Origin of the sequence: Pseudomonas sp. PvP089 (assembly GCF_017875165.1) — a bacterium.
GTDB lineage: Bacteria > Pseudomonadota > Gammaproteobacteria > Pseudomonadales > Pseudomonadaceae > Aquipseudomonas > Aquipseudomonas fortuita.
Window position 1 is genome coordinate 5,501,450 of sequence record NZ_JAGGME010000001.1, and the last position, 23,132, is coordinate 5,524,581.

General features: G+C 61.8%; 21 protein-coding genes and 1 riboswitch. Of the genes, 6 read left to right on the top strand and 15 right to left on the bottom strand.

Annotated features, from left to right (window positions below; translation table 11 throughout):
• Positions 1–110: 110 nt before the first annotated feature.
• From J3A71_RS25025 to J3A71_RS25060, 8 genes are all read right to left on the bottom strand, one after another.
• Entirely contained in the window at positions 111–833 is a 723-nt protein-coding gene (locus J3A71_RS25025; RefSeq protein WP_016501466.1) for an OmpA family protein, read from the bottom strand.
• 109 nt (positions 834–942) lie between these two features.
• Positions 943–1,587, bottom strand: a complete 645-nt coding sequence (locus J3A71_RS25030; protein ID WP_024717664.1) for an MBL fold metallo-hydrolase — start codon at positions 1,585–1,587, stop codon at positions 943–945.
• A 144-nt stretch (positions 1,588–1,731) separates the two neighbouring features.
• Entirely contained in the window at positions 1,732–2,424 is a 693-nt protein-coding gene (locus J3A71_RS25035; RefSeq protein ID WP_016484902.1) for a HAMP domain-containing sensor histidine kinase, read from the bottom strand.
• Complete coding sequence (locus tag J3A71_RS25040) at positions 2,421–4,028, bottom strand: tetratricopeptide repeat-containing response regulator (protein WP_016484901.1); 1,608 nt, start codon at positions 4,026–4,028, stop codon at positions 2,421–2,423. The genes J3A71_RS25035 and J3A71_RS25040 overlap by 4 nt, the downstream gene beginning before the upstream one ends.
• Before the next feature lie 159 nt (positions 4,029–4,187).
• Positions 4,188–6,905, bottom strand: a complete 2,718-nt coding sequence (locus tag J3A71_RS25045; protein WP_016484900.1) for a LuxR C-terminal-related transcriptional regulator — start codon at positions 6,903–6,905, stop codon at positions 4,188–4,190.
• Positions 6,906–7,326: 421 nt separating this feature from the next.
• Positions 7,327–8,691: a DUF1329 domain-containing protein gene (locus J3A71_RS25050; RefSeq protein ID WP_016484899.1), complete on the bottom strand. Its 1,365-nt coding sequence runs from the start codon at positions 8,689–8,691 to the stop codon at positions 7,327–7,329.
• 25 nt (positions 8,692–8,716) lie between these two features.
• Positions 8,717–10,603, bottom strand: coding sequence for a DUF1302 domain-containing protein (locus J3A71_RS25055; protein WP_016484898.1), 1,887 nt, complete (start codon positions 10,601–10,603; stop codon positions 8,717–8,719).
• A gap of 332 nt (positions 10,604–10,935) precedes the next feature.
• A complete protein-coding gene (locus tag J3A71_RS25060; protein ID WP_102668032.1) occupies positions 10,936–12,618 on the bottom strand; it encodes a fatty acid--CoA ligase in 1,683 nt (560 codons plus the stop codon).
• A gap of 161 nt (positions 12,619–12,779) precedes the next feature.
• Here J3A71_RS25060 and J3A71_RS25065 point away from each other — a divergent pair, with 161 nt between their 5' ends.
• The 3 genes from J3A71_RS25065 (at position 12,780) to J3A71_RS25075 (ending at position 15,648) form a co-directional block, all read left to right on the top strand.
• Complete coding sequence (locus tag J3A71_RS25065; protein ID WP_102668031.1) at positions 12,780–13,745, top strand: 2-hydroxyacid dehydrogenase; 966 nt, start codon at positions 12,780–12,782, stop codon at positions 13,743–13,745.
• Positions 13,746–13,797: 52 nt separating this feature from the next.
• A complete protein-coding gene (locus tag J3A71_RS25070) occupies positions 13,798–14,796 on the top strand; it encodes a class I SAM-dependent methyltransferase (protein WP_102668030.1) in 999 nt (332 codons plus the stop codon).
• 39 nt (positions 14,797–14,835) lie between these two features.
• Positions 14,836–14,975: riboswitch (yybP-ykoY riboswitch) on the top strand.
• 88 nt (positions 14,976–15,063) lie between these two features.
• Positions 15,064–15,648, top strand: coding sequence for a TMEM165/GDT1 family protein (locus tag J3A71_RS25075; RefSeq protein ID WP_016484894.1), 585 nt, complete (start codon positions 15,064–15,066; stop codon positions 15,646–15,648).
• Between the two features lie 36 nt (positions 15,649–15,684).
• On the opposite strand, the gene J3A71_RS25080 is transcribed toward J3A71_RS25075, so the two are convergent.
• From J3A71_RS25080 to J3A71_RS25100, 5 genes are all read right to left on the bottom strand, one after another.
• The gene (locus J3A71_RS25080; RefSeq protein WP_016484893.1) at positions 15,685–16,500 is read right to left on the bottom strand and encodes a M48 family metallopeptidase; all 816 of its coding nucleotides are present in this window, start codon (positions 16,498–16,500) and stop codon (positions 15,685–15,687) included.
• Positions 16,501–16,702: 202 nt separating this feature from the next.
• On the bottom strand, positions 16,703–18,292 hold the full coding sequence (locus J3A71_RS25085; RefSeq protein WP_102668029.1) for a M60 family metallopeptidase: 1,590 nt from the start codon (positions 18,290–18,292) through the stop codon (positions 16,703–16,705).
• 105 nt (positions 18,293–18,397) lie between these two features.
• Positions 18,398–19,018 carry an SOS response-associated peptidase gene (locus tag J3A71_RS25090; RefSeq protein ID WP_016484891.1) on the bottom strand — a complete coding sequence of 207 codons (621 nt, stop codon included), beginning with the start codon at positions 19,016–19,018 and terminating at the stop codon, positions 18,398–18,400.
• 15 nt (positions 19,019–19,033) lie between these two features.
• On the bottom strand, positions 19,034–19,294 hold the full coding sequence (locus J3A71_RS25095) for a DUF2007 domain-containing protein (protein WP_016484890.1): 261 nt from the start codon (positions 19,292–19,294) through the stop codon (positions 19,034–19,036).
• Positions 19,294–19,476 (bottom strand): CPXCG motif-containing cysteine-rich protein, encoded by a 183-nt coding sequence (locus J3A71_RS25100; RefSeq protein ID WP_023047680.1) that lies wholly within the window; start codon positions 19,474–19,476, stop codon positions 19,294–19,296. Before J3A71_RS25100 ends, J3A71_RS25095 begins: the two co-directional genes overlap by 1 nt.
• A gap of 121 nt (positions 19,477–19,597) precedes the next feature.
• Between J3A71_RS25100 and J3A71_RS25105 the strand changes: the two genes are divergently transcribed.
• A complete protein-coding gene (locus J3A71_RS25105; RefSeq protein ID WP_080640993.1) occupies positions 19,598–20,767 on the top strand; it encodes a 1-acyl-sn-glycerol-3-phosphate acyltransferase in 1,170 nt (389 codons plus the stop codon).
• Positions 20,768–20,888: 121 nt separating this feature from the next.
• On the opposite strand, the gene J3A71_RS25110 is transcribed toward J3A71_RS25105, so the two are convergent.
• Positions 20,889–21,149, bottom strand: coding sequence for a hypothetical protein (locus J3A71_RS25110; protein ID WP_016484887.1), 261 nt, complete (start codon positions 21,147–21,149; stop codon positions 20,889–20,891).
• A gap of 159 nt (positions 21,150–21,308) precedes the next feature.
• Here J3A71_RS25110 and J3A71_RS25115 point away from each other — a divergent pair, with 159 nt between their 5' ends.
• A complete protein-coding gene (locus tag J3A71_RS25115) occupies positions 21,309–21,515 on the top strand; it encodes a hypothetical protein (protein ID WP_016501484.1) in 207 nt (68 codons plus the stop codon).
• A 105-nt stretch (positions 21,516–21,620) separates the two neighbouring features.
• Here the strand turns inward: J3A71_RS25115 and J3A71_RS25120 are convergent, their stop codons facing one another.
• Complete coding sequence (locus J3A71_RS25120; RefSeq protein ID WP_016484885.1) at positions 21,621–22,205, bottom strand: YajG family lipoprotein; 585 nt, start codon at positions 22,203–22,205, stop codon at positions 21,621–21,623.
• A gap of 145 nt (positions 22,206–22,350) precedes the next feature.
• Between J3A71_RS25120 and J3A71_RS25125 the strand changes: the two genes are divergently transcribed.
• A complete protein-coding gene (locus J3A71_RS25125) occupies positions 22,351–22,584 on the top strand; it encodes a hypothetical protein (RefSeq protein WP_060517690.1) in 234 nt (77 codons plus the stop codon).
• Positions 22,585–23,132: the final 548 nt, after the last annotated feature.

Here is a 23,132-nt window from a genome sequence, read left to right on the forward strand (position 1 = left end):
GGCTGCTTTGCAGCCATTCGCGGCACAAGGCCGCTCCTACAGGGATCGTGTAATGCCCGTGGGAGCGGCCTTGCGTCGCGATAGGGCCGCAAAGCGGCCCCGGGGGTCAATCAGGGATACTGCTGAACCTGGCCTTGCTGCTGGTCATATTGCTGACCCGGAATCGGCTTCAGGTTCACTTCCACCCGGCGGTTCTGCGCACGGCCATTGGCATCGGCGTTGCTGGCGATCGGCTGGTCCGGGCCCATGCCACGCACCGAGATACGCGAAGCATCCACACCCTGCGAGGTCAGGTAGGTGCTGACCGCCTGCGCACGGCGCTGGGACAGGTCCATGTTGTGCTGGCGGCTGCCAGTGCTGTCGGTGAAGCCGACCACTTCGATGGTGTTCTGGTTGAACTGCTTGAACGAGCCTGCCAGGTTGTTCAGCGGCGAGTAGAAGCTTGGGGCAATGTTGGCCGAGTCGGTAGCGAAGGTGATGTTGCCCGGCATGATCAGTTTGATCTGGTCGCCCTGGCGTTGAACTTCAACCCCAGTGTTGGCCATCTGGGCGCGCAGCTCGGCCTCTTGCTTGTCGGCATAGTAGCCATAACCTGCGGCTGCAGCACCTACCGCAGCGGCACCGATCAGCGCACCCTTGCCACGGTTGTTGTGGTCGATGGCAGCACCGGCGATGGCACCAGCCAGCGCGCCCAGGCCGCCGTATTTGGCAGTCTTGCTCATCCCCGTTGAGCCCTGCGCCTGACCTTGGTTGTCATAAGGGTTCTGGCCGGCGCAGCCGGTCATCAGGGCCGCGGCAGTTGCGACGATAATCAGACGACGCATGGTGAACATGGACAAGCTCCTACTGAAATTCATAAATGCGGCAGATCACAAGCGGATCTATGCCAGCCTTGGATTGCATCGGCAATGAAAAATTCCATGAAAGAGCCTTCATGTGCCTTCAGGCACGGACAAAGGGGTTTTCACGCATCTCATCGCCCAGTCGGGTATCGGGCCCGTGGCCGGTCACCACGATAGCCTCCTCGTCCAGCCGGTACAGCCGCTCCTTGATGGAACGCACGATAGCCCGCTGGTCACCCCCCCACAAATCAGTGCGGCCAATGCCACGGCGGAACAAGGTATCGCCGGCAATCAACAGCTTGGCGTCGGCGAACCAGAAGCTCATCGAGCCTGGGGTATGCCCTGGCGTATGCAAGGCCACGCCACAGCCGCAGGCCAGTTCTTCGTCATCGCCCAACCAGCGATCGGGAGCCGGCACCGGCGTGTAGGGAACGCCGAACATCTGGCATTGCATCTCCAGGTTGTCCCACAGTACCTGGTCGTCCTTGTGCAGGTGCAAGGTGGCGCCGGTCAGCTCCTTCAATTTGCCCGAGGCAAGAAAATGGTCGAAGTGCGCGTGGGTGTGGATGATGCTCACCAGCGTCAGGCCGTGGGCCTGCAGGCGCGCGAGGATCTTGTCCACATCCCCACCTGGGTCGACGACGATGGCGTTTTTGGTCAGCGGGTCGCCGATCAGTGTGCAGTTGCACTGCAGGGGGCCTACGGGGAAGGTTTCGCGGATGAGGGCAGGTGGGGTCTGGGTCATGATGAGCTCTAAAGCAAAGCCTGGGTCTTTGAAGAGCGTGACAGGAAAATGGGGTGGGCGCACGCGGTTCATGCCTTGCGAGGTGTGGCGCCTGTGAAATCGAGCGCCGCGCGGGCGGCGCTCGATGTATGCACGCCACATATCCTAAGGCAGGAACAACCTGAACAACCCGCCACCCAGCGCGCCGCCATTGGAAATCTCGATCCGCCCCCGCACCCCGCCACTTTCATGCAGCGCTGCAATGCGCGCCGCAAAATACAGCCCCAGGCCAGTACTGCCGCTGGTCGAGTCAATGCCCTGGATGTACTCCTCCTGGCGCTCGAGCATGTGCTTTGGGTAACCCGGGCCGTCATCGTTGACGCAAATGGCCAGCTGGTTGTCGGCCTCTTCAATGGTGATCAGCAAGGCGTGCCCGGCAAAGCGGGTGGCGTTGGTGATGACGTTGGCAATCACCGAGGCCACCAGTTCGCGGTCGAAAAAGCCCAGCGGGTTGTCGGTGTCGATGCGCCAGGTGGCGAGGATGTCGTTGTGTTTCAGTACTTCCTGGTGCGCCGCCAGCTGGGCTTCGATGAAGTCATCCAGCTCGTGATAGTCCGGGCATACCGGCAATTGGTTCACACCCAGTTTGTACAGCCCCAGCAACTGCACCAGCATGCCGTTGAGGTGACGAAACTCGTGCTCCATGATCCCCTGTTCGGCACCACCGCGCAGCTCTTCAGGCAAGCGTTCCACCCACTGGTTGTGGGACTGGATCAGCGCTGCCAAAGAGCTTTTGAGGTCGTGCACGGTGGAGGCGATCACCGTGGAAAAATCCAGCCCCTGATTGTCTTGATTCATGCGCCGAACACTCGGATGTGCAGTTTGCGGTAACGGTCATAGCGATTGTCGCTGGCAGGGATACCGGCCACGCTGGTCAAGGCGTCCTGGCATTCCTGCATGATCGCGGGCTGAGGGTTTTCACCGCCAATGCGCAGCAGCGCCTGGGCGGTGTTAAGGGCGATGCTGATGTTCTTCGGCTGCATACCCAGCGCCTTGCGGAACAGTTGCAACGCCTCGCCAAGCTGCCCTCCCTGGTAACTGCGCACACCCTGGCGATTGAGGGTGACCGCTTCGGTAATGGCGTTGAGCACGCTGGGGTCGTCCGTCAGCTTGCCGACTTTTTCCATGACCTTGGGGTCATCGCCATAACTTTCCACACAGTTCTTCAGCACACCGAGGGCGGCGGTTTCCTGCCCCATTGCCTGCAACTGCGCGGCAACGGTCAGGGCCGCATCGACCGAGAAGAACTGGTTCATCTTGTCCAGGCGCTGGATCGCCTGTTCGGTCAGCTTGCCGGCTGTTTCCGGGTCGCCCGCCTGCTGCAGGCTGGCCGCCTTCATCATCCGCGCACGCACCTGCAAGCCTTGGTCTTCGGGGTTTTCCTTGGCCACTTCGCTGAGCGTGGTGTTGATTTCGACCCGGGTACGGGCGTCCAGGCCAAAGCCTGCGTTCTTGCTCATCAGCGCCTGCACCAGGCCAAGGTTGTTTTCAGCATCCTTGTAGCGCGAGCTCTGCCCCTGATTCACGGCATGGCGGAACGCCTTCGACGCGCTCTCGAAGTCTTGGTTTTCCAGCGCCAGCTTGCCCAGCGTCGACTGCCGACGGACCGACAGTGGTGAGAGGCGTACGGCTTCTTCAAGCAGGTTTTGTGCGCGCCTGGTATCGCCCTGAGCCACCAGCACTTCGGCCATGCCGTCGTAAAGGCCGGGCATGATCGGGAACGCCTTGAGCGCCTGCTCGTACACGCCCTGGGCCTGGGCATTCTGGCCACGCTTGTGCATCAGGGCGCCCAACGCGGCATACACCCAAGGCTGCGGGCGGCTGGCCAGGATGGCCTTGAGGAACTTTTCCAGTTCCTCGAAGCGGTTGAGGTTGCGCAGGGCGTCGGCCCGATAACGCAGGCACAGCGGTGCCAGGCGCGGGTCCTTCTTGCACAGTTCGGCACAGGCAGCCAGCACTTCGGCCGGGCGGTTGCGGTCCAGTGCCTGCAGGATCGGCTTGAGCAGCGTCTTGCGCTGGAACAGTTTCTCGACGCGCTGGGCCAGGCCAACGCGGTTGAACGGCTTGGTCAGGTAGGCATCGGGCTCGTGCTCGATGGCGCTGAGGACAATGGCCTGGCTGCTCTCGGCCGTGACCATGATGAACACGCACTCATGGCTGATGTGCTTGTCGATGATCAGGTCTTCGAGCACCTGTTGGCCGTTCTTCTTGCCGTCGCCCAGGTGGAAGTCCTGCAAGATGAAGTCATAGCGCTTCTGTGCGCACATGCGCAGCGCCTGCTCGCCGCTGTCGGCGGTATCCACGTCGCGCACGCCCAACTCGCGCAACATGGAACGAGTCGACGTGCGAAAGTCGGTAAAGTCGTCGACGATCAGAAAGCTCTTTTGCCCGTACTGCAGCATCAACACGACCTGCCTTGGAATGATTGAAAAATCGCGCGAGGCGATGCCACCGATCGCTGTATCGGCAGCTGGTCGGGAAAGATGAGGGTAGAGCATTGCCGGCCACAATCCATGGCCTCAGGCCATCACTTTAGCGGGCAAAGACCTCAAGGGCCAGTATCACGCCAGCAGCCCCAGAGATTTGGCCTTGGCCACCGCCTGGGTGCGCCGCTCGACCCCCAGCTTGCTGTTGATATGGCTGGCGTGGGTCTTCACGGTGTGCAAGGAAATGAACAACCGCTCGCTGATCTGCTGGTTGGAACAGCCTTGGGCAATCAGTTCGAGCACTGCCATTTCGCGGCCACTCAGGGCTTCACCGGTACCGGTGTTAGCGCTCGGCAGTTGCGGCAGGCGCTTGAGCAGCTCGGCCTGAACCGGGCAGGCGGCACCTGCCTGCAATTGCTCATGAAGCCATTGCGGATGCTTTTGCAGCAGGGGTTGAAACGGTTGCAGCACTCCGCCCCGCGCAGATTCCAGCAGGCTGGGTAGCAACTGCGCGGCCTGCCCTTCCCGGCCTTCGTCCAGCAGCAGGGAAAGCCATTGGCACAGGGCGCTGACGGTGAGCATCATGCCGCCACTGGCCCGGCCGCACTCAACCAGGCTTGCCAGCCGTTGCACGGCATCGTCGCCACGTAACTGGATGCGCTCGAGCAGCGCCTGCTGCAACGCAATGTGCAACGGCAGCAGCGGGTGGAACTCCGGTGCTGCCGCCGGCTGCTCGCCGCCGTAGGTCTGGCCCAGTCGCAGCAGCCAGGACTCGGCCAGGTCGGTACGCCCCTGGGCCAGCCAGAGTTCGCATTTGACCAGGGTAATCATGGCCAGGTAGTAGACCGGGGGCACGTCCCAGATATGCATCAGGCGCTCGGCCTCGGCCAACTCGGCAAAGGCCTCGGCAAAGTGCCCTTCCCGGCCATCGAGGGTCGCTATGACGCAATGGCCGATAAGCACACTGATATCCCGACAGGCCCGCGCCTCGCCCAGCCCCGCGCGCAAACGCGCACGGCCCTGGGCCGGCTGCAGGCGCGAGACCAGCAGGTAACCTTCGTAAAGCGTCAGGCGCGCACGTACGGCATACAGCCGCTGCGCCGAGAGCCCTTGCAGGCGCTGAAGCCCTTGGCGCACTTCGTCCAGCGCCCGCAGTACCTCGCCGCGGGCGTGCAGCACACGTGCCCGGTCGTAATGGGCCAGCGCCTCGAACAACGGGTTGCCAACCCGCTGGGCCAGCTCCAGCGCTTCGCGGTTCCAGCCCCTGGCCCGCCAGAAGTCGCCATCGGCAATGGCCAGATTGGACAGCGTCGACAAGCACACCAGGCGTTGGCCATAGCGCTTGCTCGGCAGGCTCTGCAGCGCTTCGCCGCAATAAGCCAGGGTGCGTTCGCGGTCGCCTCGGCCACGGGCGATGACCCCACTCAGCGCCAGCCATTGGGCCAGCATCGATTTTTGCGCGGTCGCCGAAGGCGCGGGCAGAAAGCGGCTGAGGTAGCCGGCCAGTTCCTCGGCTGCGTCCAGCTGGCAAGCCAGACCCAACGCCCAGCTGTACAGCACGATCAAGCGCGGTGTGCTGATCAGAAGACTGTCGGGCAGGTCCATCTTCCAGCGCAGCAACATGCCGACGTTCTGTTCAGCCAGCAGTTGCTCCTCGGACAGGCTCTGCACCAGGTCGGCCGCGACATCGAGGTGGCCGGCACGCAACGCCTGCTCCACCGCTTCGTCCAGCAGGCCCTGGCTTTCAAACCAGCGACAGGCACGCAATTGCAGGCCGGCCAGTGGTTCATTGGCTTGCCGGCTGCGCAGCAGATCGGAGAACAGGTGATGGTAGCGGAACCAGTGGCCATGCTCGTCCAGCGGCACCAGGAATACCTGGTGTGCCTGCAGGAAGCGCAACACTGCGGCGCTGTCGTGGCGGCCACGCAAGGCATCGCACAACGGGGCGCAGAAACGCTCCTGACAGGCCGTGTCATACAAGAACGCCTGCACGTCGGCGGGCAGCATATCGATGACTTCTTCAAGCAGGTAGTCGCGGATCAGGCCTTCGCCGCCATGCAAGGCCTGGGGCAAAGCTTGCTCGTCCGCCGATTCGCTGGCGGCCAGTTGCCAGAAACGCAAACCGGCCACCCAACCGTCGCTGCGCTGGATCAGATTGTCCAGTGCCTGCCCGCGCAGGCCCGGTGGCTGCCGGCCGATCACCGCCAGCGACTCTTCGGCGGTGAGGCGCAAATCCTGTTCGTTCAGTTCGACAAGCTGGCGCGACAGCCGCAAACGCGCCAGGTGCCAGTCCGGGCGCTGGCGACTGGTAACCAGCAACACCAGGCCGGCAGGCAGGTGGTTGAGGAAGAACTGCAGGCAGCGGTCGAGCACGGGCCCCTGGGCCAGGTGATAGTCATCCAGCACCAGCAGCAAAGGGGTATCGGTTTGCAGGTAAAGCGCCAGCTCGTCGAGCAGGCCGTCGATCCACTCCTCGAAGGCGAACGGCTGGTGACGCTGGCGCATTTTCAGCAAGCCCATGGCCTGCCCGCCCAGTGCCGGGCAGTACTGCTGCAGGCCTTCGAGCAGGCGCTCGAGGAAGCGGCCAGGGTCGGCATCACGTTGGCTCAGGCCCAGCCACAGGCTGCGCCAGTGCTCAGGTAGCGCTTCGCAAAACTCGATGGCCAAGGAGCTTTTGCCGAAACCCGCCGGGGCATTGACCAGCAGCAACCGACCGCCCAGCCCGGCGTGCAAGCGCTGACACAGGCGCAGGCGCGGCACATGGCCGTCCGGCAGCGGTGGCCGGAAGAAACGCCCGTCCAGCAGGCCCAAGGCCTGGCTGGCGAATCCATGCGTACGGGACAAGTCTGTCATGGCCGGCTCGTTCTGGGTGGAAGACTACGGCGGTATGGATGCTTGCGAGACTAGCCGGTAACGCAGCGCATTTGAAGATGATGGGCACAATTGCCCCGGAAAAGACTGCGACAAAAAGCAACATGGCTGATGGACAGGAGGCTGGGGCGGGGGTTTGGGTGGGTATTCAGCAGATTGATTGCCCGCTCACACAGGGATTGCACAGCTTTCAAGGCCAGTGCAGTACCGGTAGGAGCAGCCTTGTGCTGCGAAGAGGCCATTGCAGCCGAAGATAGTCTTTAGCCTTACCGGCCTCTTCGCAGCACAAGGCTGCTGCTACAGGGCCTGTGTTTGACTGGAAATTATCGCCGGAGCAGGAAACAGAAACGCCCCGGGCAGGCCGGGGCGTTCTGGAGATCACATGCAGTGGGGAGTGTTCAGATCAACGAATACCCGACTGGCGCAACGCCGCAGGCTGGAAGTCCGCCTTGCTGGCACTGAAGCCAAAATCGTAGGCGCGCTTCTCTTCGTTTTTCATGCCCAGGGCCAGGTAACGACCCGACTGCAGGTCGTAGATGGTTTCCAGGGTGTACCAAGGCACCTCTTTGTTGTAATACGGCTGGGAATGGGCTTCGGACACGCGCCACAGCTGGCCACGGCCGTCGTACTGGTCGATCACTGCGGCCTGCCAGGTGTCTTCGTCGATGTAGAAGTCACGCTTGGCGTAGATGTGCCGCTGGCCCGGCTTCAGGGTTGCGACCACATGCCAGACGCGGCGCAGCTCGTAACGGGAAAGGTCCTGGTTGATGTGCCCGGCCTTGATGATGTCGGCGTACTTCAGCTTGGGGTCATCCAGCTTGAAGGCGTTGGAGGCGATGTACAGTTCCTTCTTGCCTTCCAGCTTCCAGTCGTAGCGGTCCGGCGCACCGTTGAACATGTCCAGGTTGTCCGAGGTACGCAGGCCGTCGGCGGCGGTACCCGGGCCGTCGTACGACACTTGCGGCGCCTGGCGCACGCGACGCTGGCCGGCGTTGTAGATCCACGCCTTGCGCGGCTCCTTCACCTGGTCGAGGGTTTCGTGCACCAGCAGCACGGTCCCGGCCAGGCGCGCTGGCGCGGTCACTTCCTGCTTGAAGTAGAACAGGATGTTGCCCGGGTTTTTTGGGTCGTAATCCTTCATCCTGTCGCGGAACACGAACTGGTCGGAGAAGTAAACCGGGCTGAAAGAGCCGTTCTGCTGCGGCGTGGCCTGGATCACCAAGCGGCTGACACTGCCCCCCCGGTAACGGGTGATGTGGTTCCAGATCACTTCCAGGCCGTTTTTCGGGATCGGAAACGGCACCGCCGTGTCGAAGTTGTTCAAACCGTTGCCGCCTTCCGTCAGCGTGGTCTGGGTGGCGTTTTTCTTGATGGCAGCGAACACGTCCGCAGGTACCGTGGAGCCGCGATGGGTTTTGAATACAGGGATCTTGAAGGTATCCGGGTAGCGCTTGAGCATGGCCATCTGGCCCGGCGAAAGCTTGTCCTTGTACTGCTCGGCGTTTTGCGCAGTGATGGTGAACAGCGGCTTTTCACTGCCATACGGGTCGGCCAGGAAACCCTTGCCGTCGACGCTGCCCGCACTCTTCGACAGCGGCTCCCAAGGGCCGATCGAGCCATCGGCATTGCCAGCCTTTTCAGCCCCCATCGGGGTCAGGGTACTGCCCAACTTGGCCGCTTCGTCGGCGGATACCGCAGCCATGACGCTGGTCGCCAGCAGGGACAGGCCCAGTACACCGGCTTGCAGCAGACTTCTGGTCTTGTTCATGTCGTGTCGTCCTGGATCTGTGTGCTTAGAAGTTCACGCCGAAGCTGAGCGCGACGAAGTCACGGTCATCCACGGTGCTGTACTTGCCATCGAAGAAGTTGGTGTACGACAGGCTCGCCGTGTAGGTGTTCTGGTACTCGGCGTCCAGGCCCAGGCTGACTGCCTTGCGCCCTTCCTCGAAGTTGGCACCAGGGCCAGGCGAATAGCCGGAAACGTCATGCGACCAGGCCACGCTGGGCTTGAGGTTGACCCCGGCGAAGACGTCGTTGTAGTCCCAGATGACCCGGGCGCGATACCCCCAGGAGGTGCTGGTGGTATAGCCGTCGTTCTCGCATTTGCGATTCAGGTTGGTGGTGGACGCCCCGGCCCCTGCGCCGGCGATGGTGCTGGTATTGAGTGCCTGGCAGGTGTCCGCGCCGCCGGTGGCAGGCAGCGGGCCGGGCCCGAAGACCGGGTCGCGGCCATAGCGGGTCTCGCGGGCGTTCTCCAGGCCACCCACGTGGGTGACCCCCACTTCGCCCACCACTGTCATGCGGCTGGCGCCCATGACCTGGTCAAAGAAGTGCGTCAGAGTGGTCTGGAACTGAGTGATTTCCTTGCGACGGTAGCCGTGCAGGTCTTGCCCGGGGGTACCGGTGAGCAGCGAAGCGTTGCTCAGTGCGCCACCAATCGGACGCACACCCGCGAACAGGATATCGGTGGTATTCAGCTGCACGGGGGCGTTGGGGCGATAGCTGACTTCACCGCTCCAGGCCGTACCCGTGGGCAGCGTAGTGGAGAAGCTCAGGCCGTACAGGCGAATGTCCTCGGGGTACTCGACGAAGTATTCGGAGTTACCGGCCACAATCAGCGGAGCCAGCGCCCGCAACTGTGCAGGCAGCGCGCTCAGGCCGGCGAACACCGACGGTGGGGCACCGGTGGCGCTGAAGATCGGCGCGCGGCTGTGGTAGTTCATGAAGTAGGCACCGAACTCGGTGTCCAGCGGGTCGAACATATAGCGCAGTGCCACGCCGAACTGGCCGCTGTCGCGGGCATCACGGTCGGCCCCGCGGCGCACCATTACCCCTTCCTCGTTGATGTTCACACCCCGCGTGGCGAGGAACTGCTGGGCCGCACCAGGCACCGTACGGCTGCTGTTGAGCACACGCAGGTTGTCGGTGCAGCCGTCGGCAATGATGTCCGGCTGGGAGAAGAACGTACCGCAGTTATCAACAACCGTCTGGTCCCACTCGATCTGGTAGAAGGCCTCTGCCGACAGGTTGTCGGTCAGGCTCTGCGAGATGTAGAACATGTTGACCGGGATCAGGCCTTCCTTGATCTCGGCCCCCGGGCGGCGGAACGCCGACACGTCGATGGGGTTGATCGAGTTGATGCCGCCGCCGATGAAGGTACTCTCACCCCAGCTCACCACCTGCTTGCCCAGGCGCACCGAGCCCGGCTGATCGCCGATGGAATAGTTGTGGTAGACAAAGGCGTCGAGCAACTGGGCCCCGGACGACTTGGCGCCCTCCTTGCGGCCAGAGTCGCTGATGTCCTTGAACTCGCGGCCTTCGTCCTTCAATTCGAAGTCGTACCAGTACTTGCCCCGCACGAACACGCCAGTATCGCCGTACTTGAGTTCAAGGTCGTGGATGCCCTTGAAGATCTTGGAGAAGGTTTCGCCCTTCTTGAAGTTCAGGTGGCCATCGTCAGAGGTCTGCGACAGGCCCTTGCCGCCGTTGTTCACCCCGATCAGGTTCTTGTTGGGGTTGGCCGTCGACCAGCTGGCGCCGATGGAGAGCGACGAGTCGAACTGCCCTTCGATTTCACCAATGTTGAAACTGACAGCGAAAGCAGGACTTGCGAGCGTGGAAGCAAGGCTGACGGCCAAGGGCAACTTGGCCCGGCGCCAGAACAGGTTTGCAGATTTCATCGACGCTACTCCATGTACTTTATTGTTATGGCAGTGAGTCCTTTCAAGAACGGCCCGAGCGACCGGTTTGCAGGTTTTCACCTGCGGCGACACGGCTTGCGCGTATCGCCCTCCCCCATTCCTGAAAATCCCCTGGCCCCGACTATAGCCAGCAAGGCACAGGCGCTTGATCCCTCTAAAGTGTGATTTGCGCTCCATGCCGCCAACTCGCTGCAGTGTTGTCCCGGTTGCGGGCTGGCAGAGCTCAAGGATGGCGCATTTCTGCCATTTGGCAAGGTGCCGAGGCCTCTAGCGTGCGGGTCGCGTTCTGACGCGCGCGACCCGCACGGCGTTTACAGCGTGGACAGGAACGCGCTATTGCTGGCCTGCCACTGGACGATGTCCTGGCGGATGCGTTTCTTGTCGAGCTTGCCGACACTGGTCTTGGGAATTTCAGTAACAACGGCGATCTGGCTAGGAATCGCCCACTTGTTGATGTGCCCTTGCTCGACAAATGGCTTGAGATGGTCCTTGAGCGCCTTGGCATCGATGGCCTGGCCGTCGCGCAGCACCAGCAAGGCGAACGGGCGCTCGCCCCACTGCGGGTCGGCCACCCCCACCACCGCCACTTCGCGCACGGCCGGGTGACGGCTGATCAGGTCTTCCAGGTCGAGCGAAGAAACCCACTCGCCACCGGTCTTGATCACATCCTTGATGCGATCACGAATGTCGATGTAGCCCATGCCGTCGAGGGTGGCGACATCGCCGGTGTGCAGCCAGCCCCCCTGCCACAGCTCCTTGCTCTTTTCCGGCTCCTTGAAGTAGCCCATGGTCAGCCACGGCGCGCGCAGCACCAGCTCGCCCTGGGTTTCGCCGTCTGCCGGCAGGAAGTTGCCGTCGCCATCGACAATGGCCGCCTCGACCAGCGGCACAGGCACACCGGCCTTGATGCGGTAGGTGACGCGCTCATCCTCGCTGCCGGCCTGCAGCTCGTCGTTCAGGTGCGCAGCGGAGATCAGCGGGCAGGTTTCGGACATGCCATACGCGGCGGTCAGCTGGATGCCACGCGCCAGGGCAGCCTGGTAGAGCGAACGGTTGAGCGAGCTGCCGCCAATGATGATCTTCCAGCCGCCGAAGTCCTGCCCTTGCGAGGTCGGGCAGTTGAGCAGCATCTGCAAAATGGTCGGCACGCAGTGGGAGAACGTGACCTTTTCTTCGCGCCACAGCTTGACCAGCATGTCTGGCTCGTAGCGCCCCGGGTATACCTGTTTCATGCCAAGCATGGTGGCAGCGTAGGGAATGCCCCAGGCATGTACATGGAACATCGGCGTGATGGGCATGTACACATCGTTGCTGCCCAGCAGGCGTACGCTGTCGATGCTGCCGGTGACCGAAGCTTCGGCCAGGGTGTGCAGTACCAGCTGCCGGTGGGTGAAGTACACACCCTTGGGGTTGCCGGTGGTGCCGGTGGTGTAGAAGGTGGTGGCCACCGAGTTTTCATCGAATTCCGGGAAATCGTAGCGGGGGCTGGCGGCTGCCAGCAGCTGCTCATACTCACCCACCAGGCCGGGCAGCTCGGCAGTCTTGTCCGGGCCATCGGTCAGCAGCAGGGTCTTGTCAACGGTGGTCAGTTGCCCGGCAATGGCCTGGTAGAGGCCGACAAAATCGCTGTTGACCAGCACCACGCGGTCTTCGGCGTGGTTCATGGTGTAGAGGATCTGCTCGGGCGACAGGCGCACGTTGATGGTGTGCACAATGGCGCCGATCATCGGGATGGCGAACATGCACTCCAGATAGCGGTGGCTGTCCCAGTCCATTACCGCCACAGTGTCACCGGCCTTTACCCCGGCCTCGGTCAGCACATTGGCCAGGCGCGCGATGCGTTCGTTGAGCTGTAGGTAGGTCAGGCGCAACTGGTCGCGGTAGACGATTTCGCGGGTTTTTTCATAACGGCTGCCGGACATCAAAAGGCGTTTGATCAGCAGCGGGTAGTCGTAGGCGCCCTCGGTGGGCTTGATGATGCGGGTCTGCAGCATGGGTATCCCTTTTCTGAAAAGCGGGCCGGAAAAGTCTGGGAACTACTGTAGTTCGCGAATGTGACGGCTAAATCAGCCGAAGGAATGATTTGGCTGCGCGGGGTATGAGTGGCATTGTCCGGGGGATGGATCATCCCTGCCCTGCCAACGGAGCCTTACTGATGCCCAGCCCGCGTCGCGCCGTGTTTCTCGATCACCAGTCCCTGGACCTTGGTGACCTCGACCTTTCCCCGCTACGAAGCCAGTTCGATGAACTCGAGCTGTTCGATGCAACCCGCCCTGACCAGGTAAGCCAGCGTCTGCAGGGCGCCGTGGCGGTGGTCAGCAACAAGGTCATGCTCGACGCCGCGACCCTGGCCGCCAACCCACAGCTCAAGCTGATTCTGGTCGCTGCCACCGGCACCAACAATGTCGACCTGGCAGCAGCGCGAGCCCAAGGCATCACGGTATGCAACTGCCAGGGCTATGGCACACCGTCCGTCGCGCAGCATACCCTCGCCCTGCTGCTGGCCCTGGCCACTCGCCTGTGCGACTACAACCAGGCGGTAGCCGACGGCCAGTGGGCCAAGGCCAGCCAGTTCTGCCTGCTGGACTTCCCCATCGTCGAGCTGGAAGGCAAAACCCTCGGCCTGCTCGGCCACGGCGAACTGGGCGGCGCAGTGGCGCGGCTGGCCGAAGCGTTCGGCATGCGCGTGCTCAGCGGGCAAATACCTGGCCGCCCGGAGCGCGCCGACCGCCTGCCGCTGGACGAACTGCTGCCACAAATCGATGCCCTGACCCTGCACTGCCCGCTGAACGAGCACACCCGGCACATGCTTGGTGCCCGCGAACTGGCCCTGCTCAAGCCCGGTGCCCTGGTGGTCAACACCGCCCGTGGCGGCCTGATCGACGAGCAGGCACTGGCCGATGCCCTGCGCAGTGGCCACCTGGGCGGCGCGGCCACCGACGTGCTGAGCGTGGAGCCGCCGGTCAACGGCAACCCGTTGCTCGAACCCGGCATCCCGCGGCTGATCATCACCCCGCACAGCGCCTGGGGGGCAGTGGAGTCGCGCCAACGCATCGTCGGCCAGCTCAGTGAAAACGCCCAGGCCTTCTTCGCCGGTCAGCCGCGCCGCGTGGTCAGCTGAGCGGGGCGCCCGCCTCTGCTACACTGCGCCACTTTTTCAGGAGGCGTCGTCCATGGACCCGCGCAGTGAAGTATTGCTCCGCCAGGCAGAGCTGTTCCAGGGCCCGCTGCTGATCGCCGGCGCCCCCGCCGATGGCCTGCTCGGCCAATTGCCGCAGGCCCAGGCCTGGACATGGCATGCGGGCGATCACGCCATGCTCGACAGCCGCTTTGCCGGTCGCAGCCACTATGGTGTCGAGCCACCCGAGGTGGCCTTCGACAGCGCCGTGCTGTTCCTGCCCAAGTCCCGTGAACTGGCTGCCTACCTGCTCAATGCCCTGGCGTCGCGCCTGGCCGGCGGTGAGCTGTACCTGGTTGGCGAAAAACGCGGCGGCATCGAAGGCGCGGCCAAACAGCTGCAGGCCTTTGGCAGGCCGCGCAAGCTGGACAGCGCCCGGCACTGCCAGCTGTGGCAAGTCACGATCGAGCAGGCGCCCGTGGCCAAACCGCTGGAAAGCCTGGCCGAACGCTTCGAGCTGGCCCTGGAGGACGGCCCGTTGCAAGTGGTCAGCCTGCCTGGCGTATTCAGTCATGGGCGCCTTGATCGCGGTACGGCCCTGCTGCTCAAGCACCTCGACGGCCTGCCGAGCGGGCATGTACTGGACTTTGGCTGTGGCGCCGGGATATTGGGCGCAACGGTCAAGCGCCGCTATCCGCAAAGCCGGGTCACGCTGCTTGACGTGGATGCCTTCGCCGTCGCGGCCAGCCGCCTGACGCTGGCTGCCAACGGCCTGGAAGGCGACGTTATCAGCGGTGATGGTATCGACGCGGCCCCCACCGAACTGAGCCTGATTTTGAGTAACCCGCCGTTTCACACCGGGGTGCACACCAACTACCAGGCTTCGGAAAATCTGCTGAAAAAATCGGCCGTTCATCTGCGAAAAGGCGGTGAAATGCGCCTTGTTGCCAACAGCTTCCTGCGCTACCAGCCGCTGATCGAAGGGGCGCTGGGCAACTGCCAGGTGCGCGACGACGCTGACGGTTTCCGTATCTATCAGGCAACACACGGATAAAAACAGCGCTTGCCGAAAGCGTTTTGCCTAGGCAGAATCCGCACCGTCCTAGGGGAGTAGTCTCCCGCGAGCACCCTGCTCGCCCGGTACGCGTCAACATACTTGGTCAACAGACCATGGCGCGTGCGACCCACCATGCCAGCACGCATGGAGAGATCCGCAAAGACGGATCCAGGGTTTGACAAGACCTATGACACGCACACCTTACCCGGGGCGGGGAGGCTGTACGTGTCATAGCCGTGTCGACCCGCCCCCGTAGGAATCCTGATGCTGGAATCTCTGTTGGTCCCCACCGCTATCGTTGCCCTCGCCGAAATCGGCGACAAGACGCAACTGCTCGCGCTCATTCTCGCTGCCCGCTTCCGCAAGCCGTGGCCGATCATCGCCGGCATCATCGCCGCCACCCTGGCCAACCATGCTGCGGCCGGTGCCGTGGGCGCCTGGTTCGGCAGCTTCTTCAGCGACTCGGCATTGCACTGGATCCTCGCCGCGAGCTTCACCGCCACTGCACTGTGGACCCTGGTGCCGGACAAGATGGATGACGACGAGAACCCGGCGCGCCGCTTCGGGCCGTTCCTGACTACGCTGATCGCGTTTTTCCTGGCCGAAATCGGTGACAAGACCCAAGTCGCCACCGTCATGCTGGCGGCGCAGTACCCGCACCTGATCATGGTCATTATCGGCACCACGCTGGGCATGCTGATTGCCAACGTGCCGGTGGTTCTTGCGGGTAACTTTGCAGCAGACAAACTGCCGTTGACCCTGATCCGTCGCCTGGCGGCCACAGCGTTCTTCGTGCTGGCAATTGTGGCCGTGTACTCGGCGATGAAAGCCAGTGGCTGGGTTGGCTAAATGCTGAAGGGGCTGCAAAGCAGCCCCCTTGCGGTCTTACTGCTTTGCCGCCTGATACAGCGGCATCACCTTCGGAATCGCCGCCTGCAGCGAAGCAATACGGCTCGCGGATGCCGGGTGAGTACTCATGAACTCGGGCGGTGCACCTTCGGAAGCCTTGCTCATCTTGTTCCACAAGGTGATCGCGGCATTCGGGTCGTAACCGGCACGCGCCGACAGCTCCAGGCCGATCAGGTCGGCCTCGTTCTCGTTGGCCCGGCTGTTGGGCAGGGTCATGGCGTAGTTCACCACCGTGTCGGCCATGGCCATGCTGCCTTGGCCGAGGCCGAAAATGGCGCCGGCACCCTGGCGGGCCATTTCCACGCCATACGCCTTGGACATGGCCTCGCGGCTGTGCTCACGCAAGGCGTGGGCAATCTCGTGCCCCACCACTGCGGCAATTTCCGCATCGGTGAGCTTGAGCTGATCGATCAGCCCGGTGTAGACGATGATCTTGCCGCCCGGGCCGCAGTTGGCGTTGAGCTCGTCGCTTTTGATGACGTTTACCTCCCAGTTCCATTGCGCGGCATCCGGGCGGAACTTGGGCGCCTGGGCGATCAGGCGGCTGGCGATCGCCTGCACACGCTTGGCATCGGCGCTGGACTTGTCGAGCACACCCTTGCTCGATGCCTCACCCAGGGTCTGCTGGTAAGACTGGGCGTACATCTGGTTGACCTCATCGGTCGAGAGCATGCTGAACATGTACTGCTGGCGCTCGACGCCAACGGCACCGCCGCTGGTGGTGTTCACTGCCTGGCAGCCGGCCAGCAGGATGCCAGCACTGAGCAGGCTGACGACAAAAGACTTACGCATGAAAACACTCCCTTTTTACATGCGCCGTATCCTAGGCCGAGTCGCCAGTGCCCGCTATAGCCGTAGGGAAGATTCTTCACATCCGGGTACACCTGCGCCCACACCCGATCGCGCGTAGGCAGCTTGTCTTGTAATGCATCACACCGGCGTTTCGCTGGCGTGATGACTGCCACTAGCCCCAGTTATCGACTATCACCGAAAGTCAATGATCGGCACCGGTTTCATGTTCCGTACAGCAAGAGAATTCCGCAGCCGTGCCCTGCAGGTTCACTGGCACATGGTTCGACTCGCCCAACGCCTCTCCTGTTTGCGGGTCATAGGATTTGACCACTGCGTTGCCATCGACCAACCTTCGAGTGACCACAGAAAAATCGCCTGAAGCGTTGGCGTAGGTAATCCCGCCTTCTGGGTCATACCAACCCATATCAGGATCATTGGTGGTTTTCAGGCGGCTCCCAGGGCGGGCAACCCCCCTTATTTCGATACCATCTGAATGCGGTTCAACTGCGTCGATCTGCGTTTCGGCCTTCACGTGGAGGGTGGACGGGTCCGGCTCTGGCATAGGCAGCCTCAAATCTCGGATCGCATCAAGTGTGCGCGAGGTTGGATGCCAACCCCATCGAGTGAAGAATGTTGTGAGATCGTGCTGCGCAGCCCATGCGCTGGTGACCATGAAGTAATGACGGTATTGAGCGTCACCCTGGCCAGGTTCATGGTTGCCATGACTACGGCTTTCCCGATGGAGCCGATGAAAGAACGCGTCGCCGTAAGCTGTCCTCAATTGCTCCCACATGATGAGGCGGACAAACTCGTCATTGTCTTCAAACTTCTTATTCGGATCGGAACTATTTAAAAAGACATGCGCTTCACGGTCGTAAGGCACCACCCTTGAATATTTTTTTTGCGCGCGCTGCACTGCAAGGGAAAATATATTGACGGAATTCTCAGTCAACGCATTTGCGCTCCATGAAATTTGGTGCTGCATATGACCCAACTCATGCCAGATTCCCCAGTCGCCGCGCACACCGTCGGGAGTCAGTAGCGACCTGCCGTATTGCGGTAGACTTATTCGATAGTGAGTGGCATTAGGGTTGCCACTTTCCTTCTCCGAGACCAATATGCGCAGCGGACTGGGTGGTTCTTGTTCCGCACCATAACCAATTGCACCGATTTCATTTTCAACTCTTAGAATTTCTTTGTATTCGTCTAATACAGCCGAGGGATCGTGACTCTTATAGGCATAAGCCGTCTCCCACCACGCAGTGATAACAACTTTATCACTCATGAGCTGCACTGGCGCTCGCCCATGCTCCTTGGCAGCCTCAAGCATCTGGCCCCACTGATCTACGGACGTTTCGCCTTGTATAAATACAGGTACTCGATGTGAGTTAGCAATGCATTCAAAATTAATCGTTACCTCCTCGACGGTCGGGCCCACCCCATCAGGTATTACCCGCACCCATAATAACCCGCCTTCCGGATCAGTGACGATTCCAGGGTATTCTGGCATTTCATGGGTACGAGGGCATTCAGTCTCGGAGCCTTGTGTATTGAAGCCGGGAGTTCCGACGAGGAGTTGCATCTTCACGTTTGCCCTAGGCGGCAGCGAGAATTGATACCGGACATAACCTCTGGGCTCGAGGAAGATGCCCGTGGGCTGAAAATCAGCATAACCGAACCAACGGCCAAAGACTCTTGTATCTGAATCCGTCGAAGGTAAAACCCTGAATGCCGTGAGCGCAGACGAAACAGCAAGTTTTTCCTGGCCTGACAATGCATTATTTTTCATCATCAATCCCCTCAACAGCTGCACCAAGTAGGTACGATCAACCTTATGGCGGGCCCTGGAGGTGGTCAACTAGCAGAAATACTAGGCGTTATAGGCAGTCCACTACAGTCATAACGGCGTCAAACACTCCGGCGCATCCAGTTTCGGGTCATTGACGAAATTGGCCAAGGCCCGCTCTCGCAATATTGCCGAGGGGCTGGCCAGCAACTCGTGCAAGCGGGTGATCGGCGTATCCGGGTCAAGCCACGCCGCCTGCGCGGCCTCGTCCAGTATCAGCGGCCGACGCTGGTTCATGGCTGCCTGGGTCACCACAGCACAGCTCAGCCACACTTGGTCCTGCACCGGATAGGCCTCCCACACCGCTGCAAAATACAGCGACGAGCCCTCCCCCGGGGTCAACCAGTACGGGCGTTTACGCACGCTGCCACGCCACTCGTAAAAGCCGTTGGCCGGCATCAGGCAGCGACGCTGGCGAAAGGCATCGCGAAACATCGGCTGCTCGGCCAGGGTTTCGGCGCGGGCGTGGGCAGGTGTGCGGGACAGGTCAGTGAGCCAGGCCGGGGTAAGCCCCCAGCGCGCCTTGGCCACTTGCTGCTGGCCCTCGAGCTGGCGCTGGATCAGCACCGAAGCCCCGGGTGAAATGTTCCATTGGGCCGGCTGGCCTTGGGGGAAGCCAGGCAGGCTGGCAAGCGCCTGGGGCCAGCGAAACAGGGCATAACGTCCACACATGGGCGAATTCAGAACCTAGCAGATCAAGGTACCGGGGAAGCTCTCCGGTTCGTCGCCAACCAGTGGCTGGGCATCATTGTACGCATCGATCAGCTGCCGTGCGTACTCGGCCTGCTCATCCGCCACCGCAAGCCCCAACAGACCTTGCAGGGGCAGTTCGCCTACGCCCCCCATCAAGTCACGGCCCACCAGCTGCACGTTGATGCCCTCACTGGCCAGCATACCGAGCAGCATTTCGGCCTCGAGCAGGTTTTCAGGTTCGTAGATCCGTCGCATCAGTCATTCTCACCGAAGACATCCAGCATCCATTCCTCGCCATGCACCTGCAGCAAGAAGCGGACAGGCTTGCAGCACACCTGACAGTCCTCGAAGTACTCCTGATCGCCACCGGACAGGTCCACCGTGGTTTCGATTTCTTCGCCACAATAAGGGCAATCGTAGTTGGCAGTTTCCAGCATCGCGGCCTCCGGGGTGACTTATGCGTATAATTGCCGGTCTGTTTACAGGGCCTGTGTGTGTCCGAGCCGTTTTTCGGAGCCCGCCCCTACCTATTACCCTAGCCGTTTCCAACAAGAGAGCATGATGGGCGAATTCGATGCCATCCGACCGTACGACGACGCTGAGGTCCCTGCCGTCCTGGCACGCCTGCTCAGCGACCCGGCATTCCTCGATATCCTCACCCACTTCCGCTTCCCGCGTGCGGCCGGTGCTCTCGGCTGGTTGCTCAAGCCGCTGATTGCCCGCCGCCTGCGCAAGGAGTTTGCCGGCGTCACCTGCGTTTCGACCTTGCAGGACAAAGTCGAGTACTACGTCGACCAGACCATCGACCGCGCCACCGACGGCGTTACTTATTCGGGCGTGGAACAGCTCAAGGCAGGCACCGCCTACCTGTTCCTGGCCAACCACCGTGACATCGTCATGGACCCGGCCTTTGTCAACTACGCGGTGTACCACGCAGGCTTGCCCACCCCGCGCATTGCCATTGGTGACAACCTGCTGCAAAAGCCCTTTGTCAGCGACATGATGCGCCTGAACAAAAGCTTCATCGTGCACCGCTCGATCAGCGGGCGCCGCGAGAAGCTGGCGGCTTACCAGTTGCTCTCGGCCTACATCAACCACTCGATCCGCAACGACGCCACATCGATCTGGATCGCCCAGGCCGAAGGCCGCGCCAAGGACGGTGACGACCGTACCGATTCGGCGATCCTCAAGATGTTCCACATGAGCCGTAAGGACGAGCCGTTCGGTGCGGTGATCCAGAGCCTCAACCTGACGCCGGTGTCGATCAGCTACGAATATGATCCGTGTGACCAGGCCAAGGCCCGCGAGCTGTACATCCGCGCCACTACCGGTACCTACACGAAGGCACCAGGCGAGGATGACAACAGCATCGCCAAGGGCATTACCGGCTACAAGGGCCGCGTGCACATCAACTTCACCGCGCCGGTGACCGCGTACCACGAGGATACCAAGCAGCTGGCAGCGGAAATCGACCGGCAGATCCTTGGCGGTTACCGCCTGTTCCCGGTGCACTACCTGGCCTATGCGATGTGGGAAGGCAAGGACGAAGCGTTGCAGGTGCCGAGTGCCGAGAAGGTGTTCCCGGCGGACGAGCTGGCCAAGGCCAAGGAAGAATGGCAGCGTCGGCTGGATGCCTGCCCCGAAGAGCAGCGGCCTTACCTGGTGCTGCAGTATGCGACGCCAGTGCGTAACCAGTACCAGGTCAGGCAGCAGGCACCTGTAGCCTGATCGATCCCGGGGGCTGCGTTGCAGCCCAATCGCGACACAAGGCCGCTCCCACAAGGAGTACGCAATTCCCTGTGGGAGCGGCCTTGTGTCGCGATGGGCCGCAACGCGGCCCCAATGGTTCTCAGACCCAGGTACTGAACCAGGACAACAGCAACGCCATCGCCAGGCACGAAAAACCAAGAATGTAGAAGTAGCGTGGCACCCGCAGGTCGAACGCGTCCACCACCCCCTCCTCCACAGCCATGTATTCGCGGGTCTCGGCCTCGCGTCGCCGGGCACTGTGCAGCAGCAACCCGCCTGGGCAGGTCAGCAGCAGCGCCAGCAGGTTGATCAACTTGGTGGGATGGGCGGCCAGAAACCCCCAGAGCACTTGCAAGGACATCACGCAACCTCGGTGTGAGAAGCGGCAAAGGCCCGCATTCTACCCAACTCGCTGCCCCGCGCCCGGTATGGGCGACAAACTGTCATTAAATTTCATCTGTCATCCGCTCGTCATCTGAACAGGCCACCCTGTCGGCCTTTCATGACCCGGAGCTTGTTCATGTTGCACGCCGAAAACCAGGACCGCCTCTACCTCGTTGCCCAGAGCGATGAACAACAGGCTTTGATCGATGGTTTTGCCATCAATGTGCAGGACCGCCAGTGGCTGGTCTACTGTGCATTGGGCGGGCATGTGCATGAAGATTTGCCGGAGGTGGATGCCGGGACGGGCTTCAGCTTGCTGGATTTCTACGTAGAAGCAGCGTAAGCCTGAACCGGCCTCTTCGCGGGTTTACCCGCGAAGAGGCCAGCACAGGCAACAAAAAACCCGCTACCTGACACAGGGAGCGGGTTTTTTCATGCAGCCAAACGCTTACTGGCCCAGTACCTGCCCGATGGTCGGGTCTTTGAACAGGCGGGTCAGGGCATCGCTCAGCACATCGCCCACCAGCTGGGTGTTGGTGTCCTGGTTCGGCGCCATGCCGAAACGCTGGTCCAGCGAAGCGCCGTAACGGCCGCTGTAGCTACGGCCGCCATTGCGCACGTCGGCACGGAACGTGGCGCCGATGGTGGCCTCGGTCACGTACAGGTTGTCTTTGGGCGACTGATATTTCAGCTCGGCCAGGGTCACGGTCAGCTGGGGTGCACCAGAGGCGTTCGGCGTAGGGGTGAAGCCGAGCAGACGCACAGCAGCTTCGGCCTGGGCCTGCAGCTTGGGCACCACGTCATTACCGCTGACGCTGATGGTGCTGGTCTCGGGGTACATGCCACCACGGGTACCCAAGGATTGCGAAGGCCGGCCGTCAACCACCCGGACCACGACCGGCTGGCCGTGGCCCACCGGGGCGAGCTGAGCCTTGAGCGTGGGTTGCGGGTTAAGTTGTTGCGGGCTGTGGGCACAACCGACCAGGCTGAGGCTGGCCACGGCGATCAAACCGAACAACAGACGTTGCAACATGCGCGTTTCTCCAGAAAATGCGGCAAAGGCCCACAGTATACCTAGCCAGGCACAGACCAGTCATCGGCCCGACCCGCTTGTCACAATCGTTTCATGGCCACGCCCTTATCCTTGCGCCAAGCCCTCACGCAAAGGACTCGCCGCCATGGCCTCGCTCTGGACTCTGCTCTTCCAACGCCCGCGCCACACCGCCTACGCCCGCCTCGATGCCCAAGGCAAATGCCTGGCCTTCAAGCAATGCAGCCAGGTACCGAGCGGCAGCGGCTGGGTTCAGGTCAGTGAAATCCAGCTGGCCTGGCTGGGTCGCGAACTGCCCGCCGACGCCAGGGTTTGCGCGCGCGCAAGCCGCCGCTGGCACCAGCGCATCCTCGCGGCCTGACAAACGCTGCAATAAAAACCACGAATGGCGACATTTCTGCCCGCGACATCGCTATAATCTCCCCCCGATTATAAGGACGTCTCCTGATCGGGCCCCGCACTCGCCGATTGACCCCGGCAACTTCACCGCTTCGCCCACAGAGAGCCTTCCACTCAGGTCTTGCATCGGCTGTCGTGCCTGCTTTTCCGGCCCTTCACACTGCATGAACCTGCGGGTTGCCATCGCGCAGTCCCCTTTTGAGGTTCACGTCTCCAAAAGAGCGTGAAAAAACGGTTTTCACAACTTCACAAGAGTGTGGCGAGCAAATGAACAGTCTGGCATGTGCAAAAGCGGCAGATGTGTCCCGAACAGCCCTGAACAGGCGGCAACTGCGCTCATCCCGTATGAGTGTCTGAACCGTTCCATAACGCACGCACGACACCTTGACCATAAGTCGAATTGCCGCACCCGTGGCAAACGGCGTTCAATAGCTGAACCCGAAGACTGATTGGCGGTGTCCGCGGAAGTTGCAAGAACTGCGAAAAGTCGGACATGGCGACCCTGGCTAC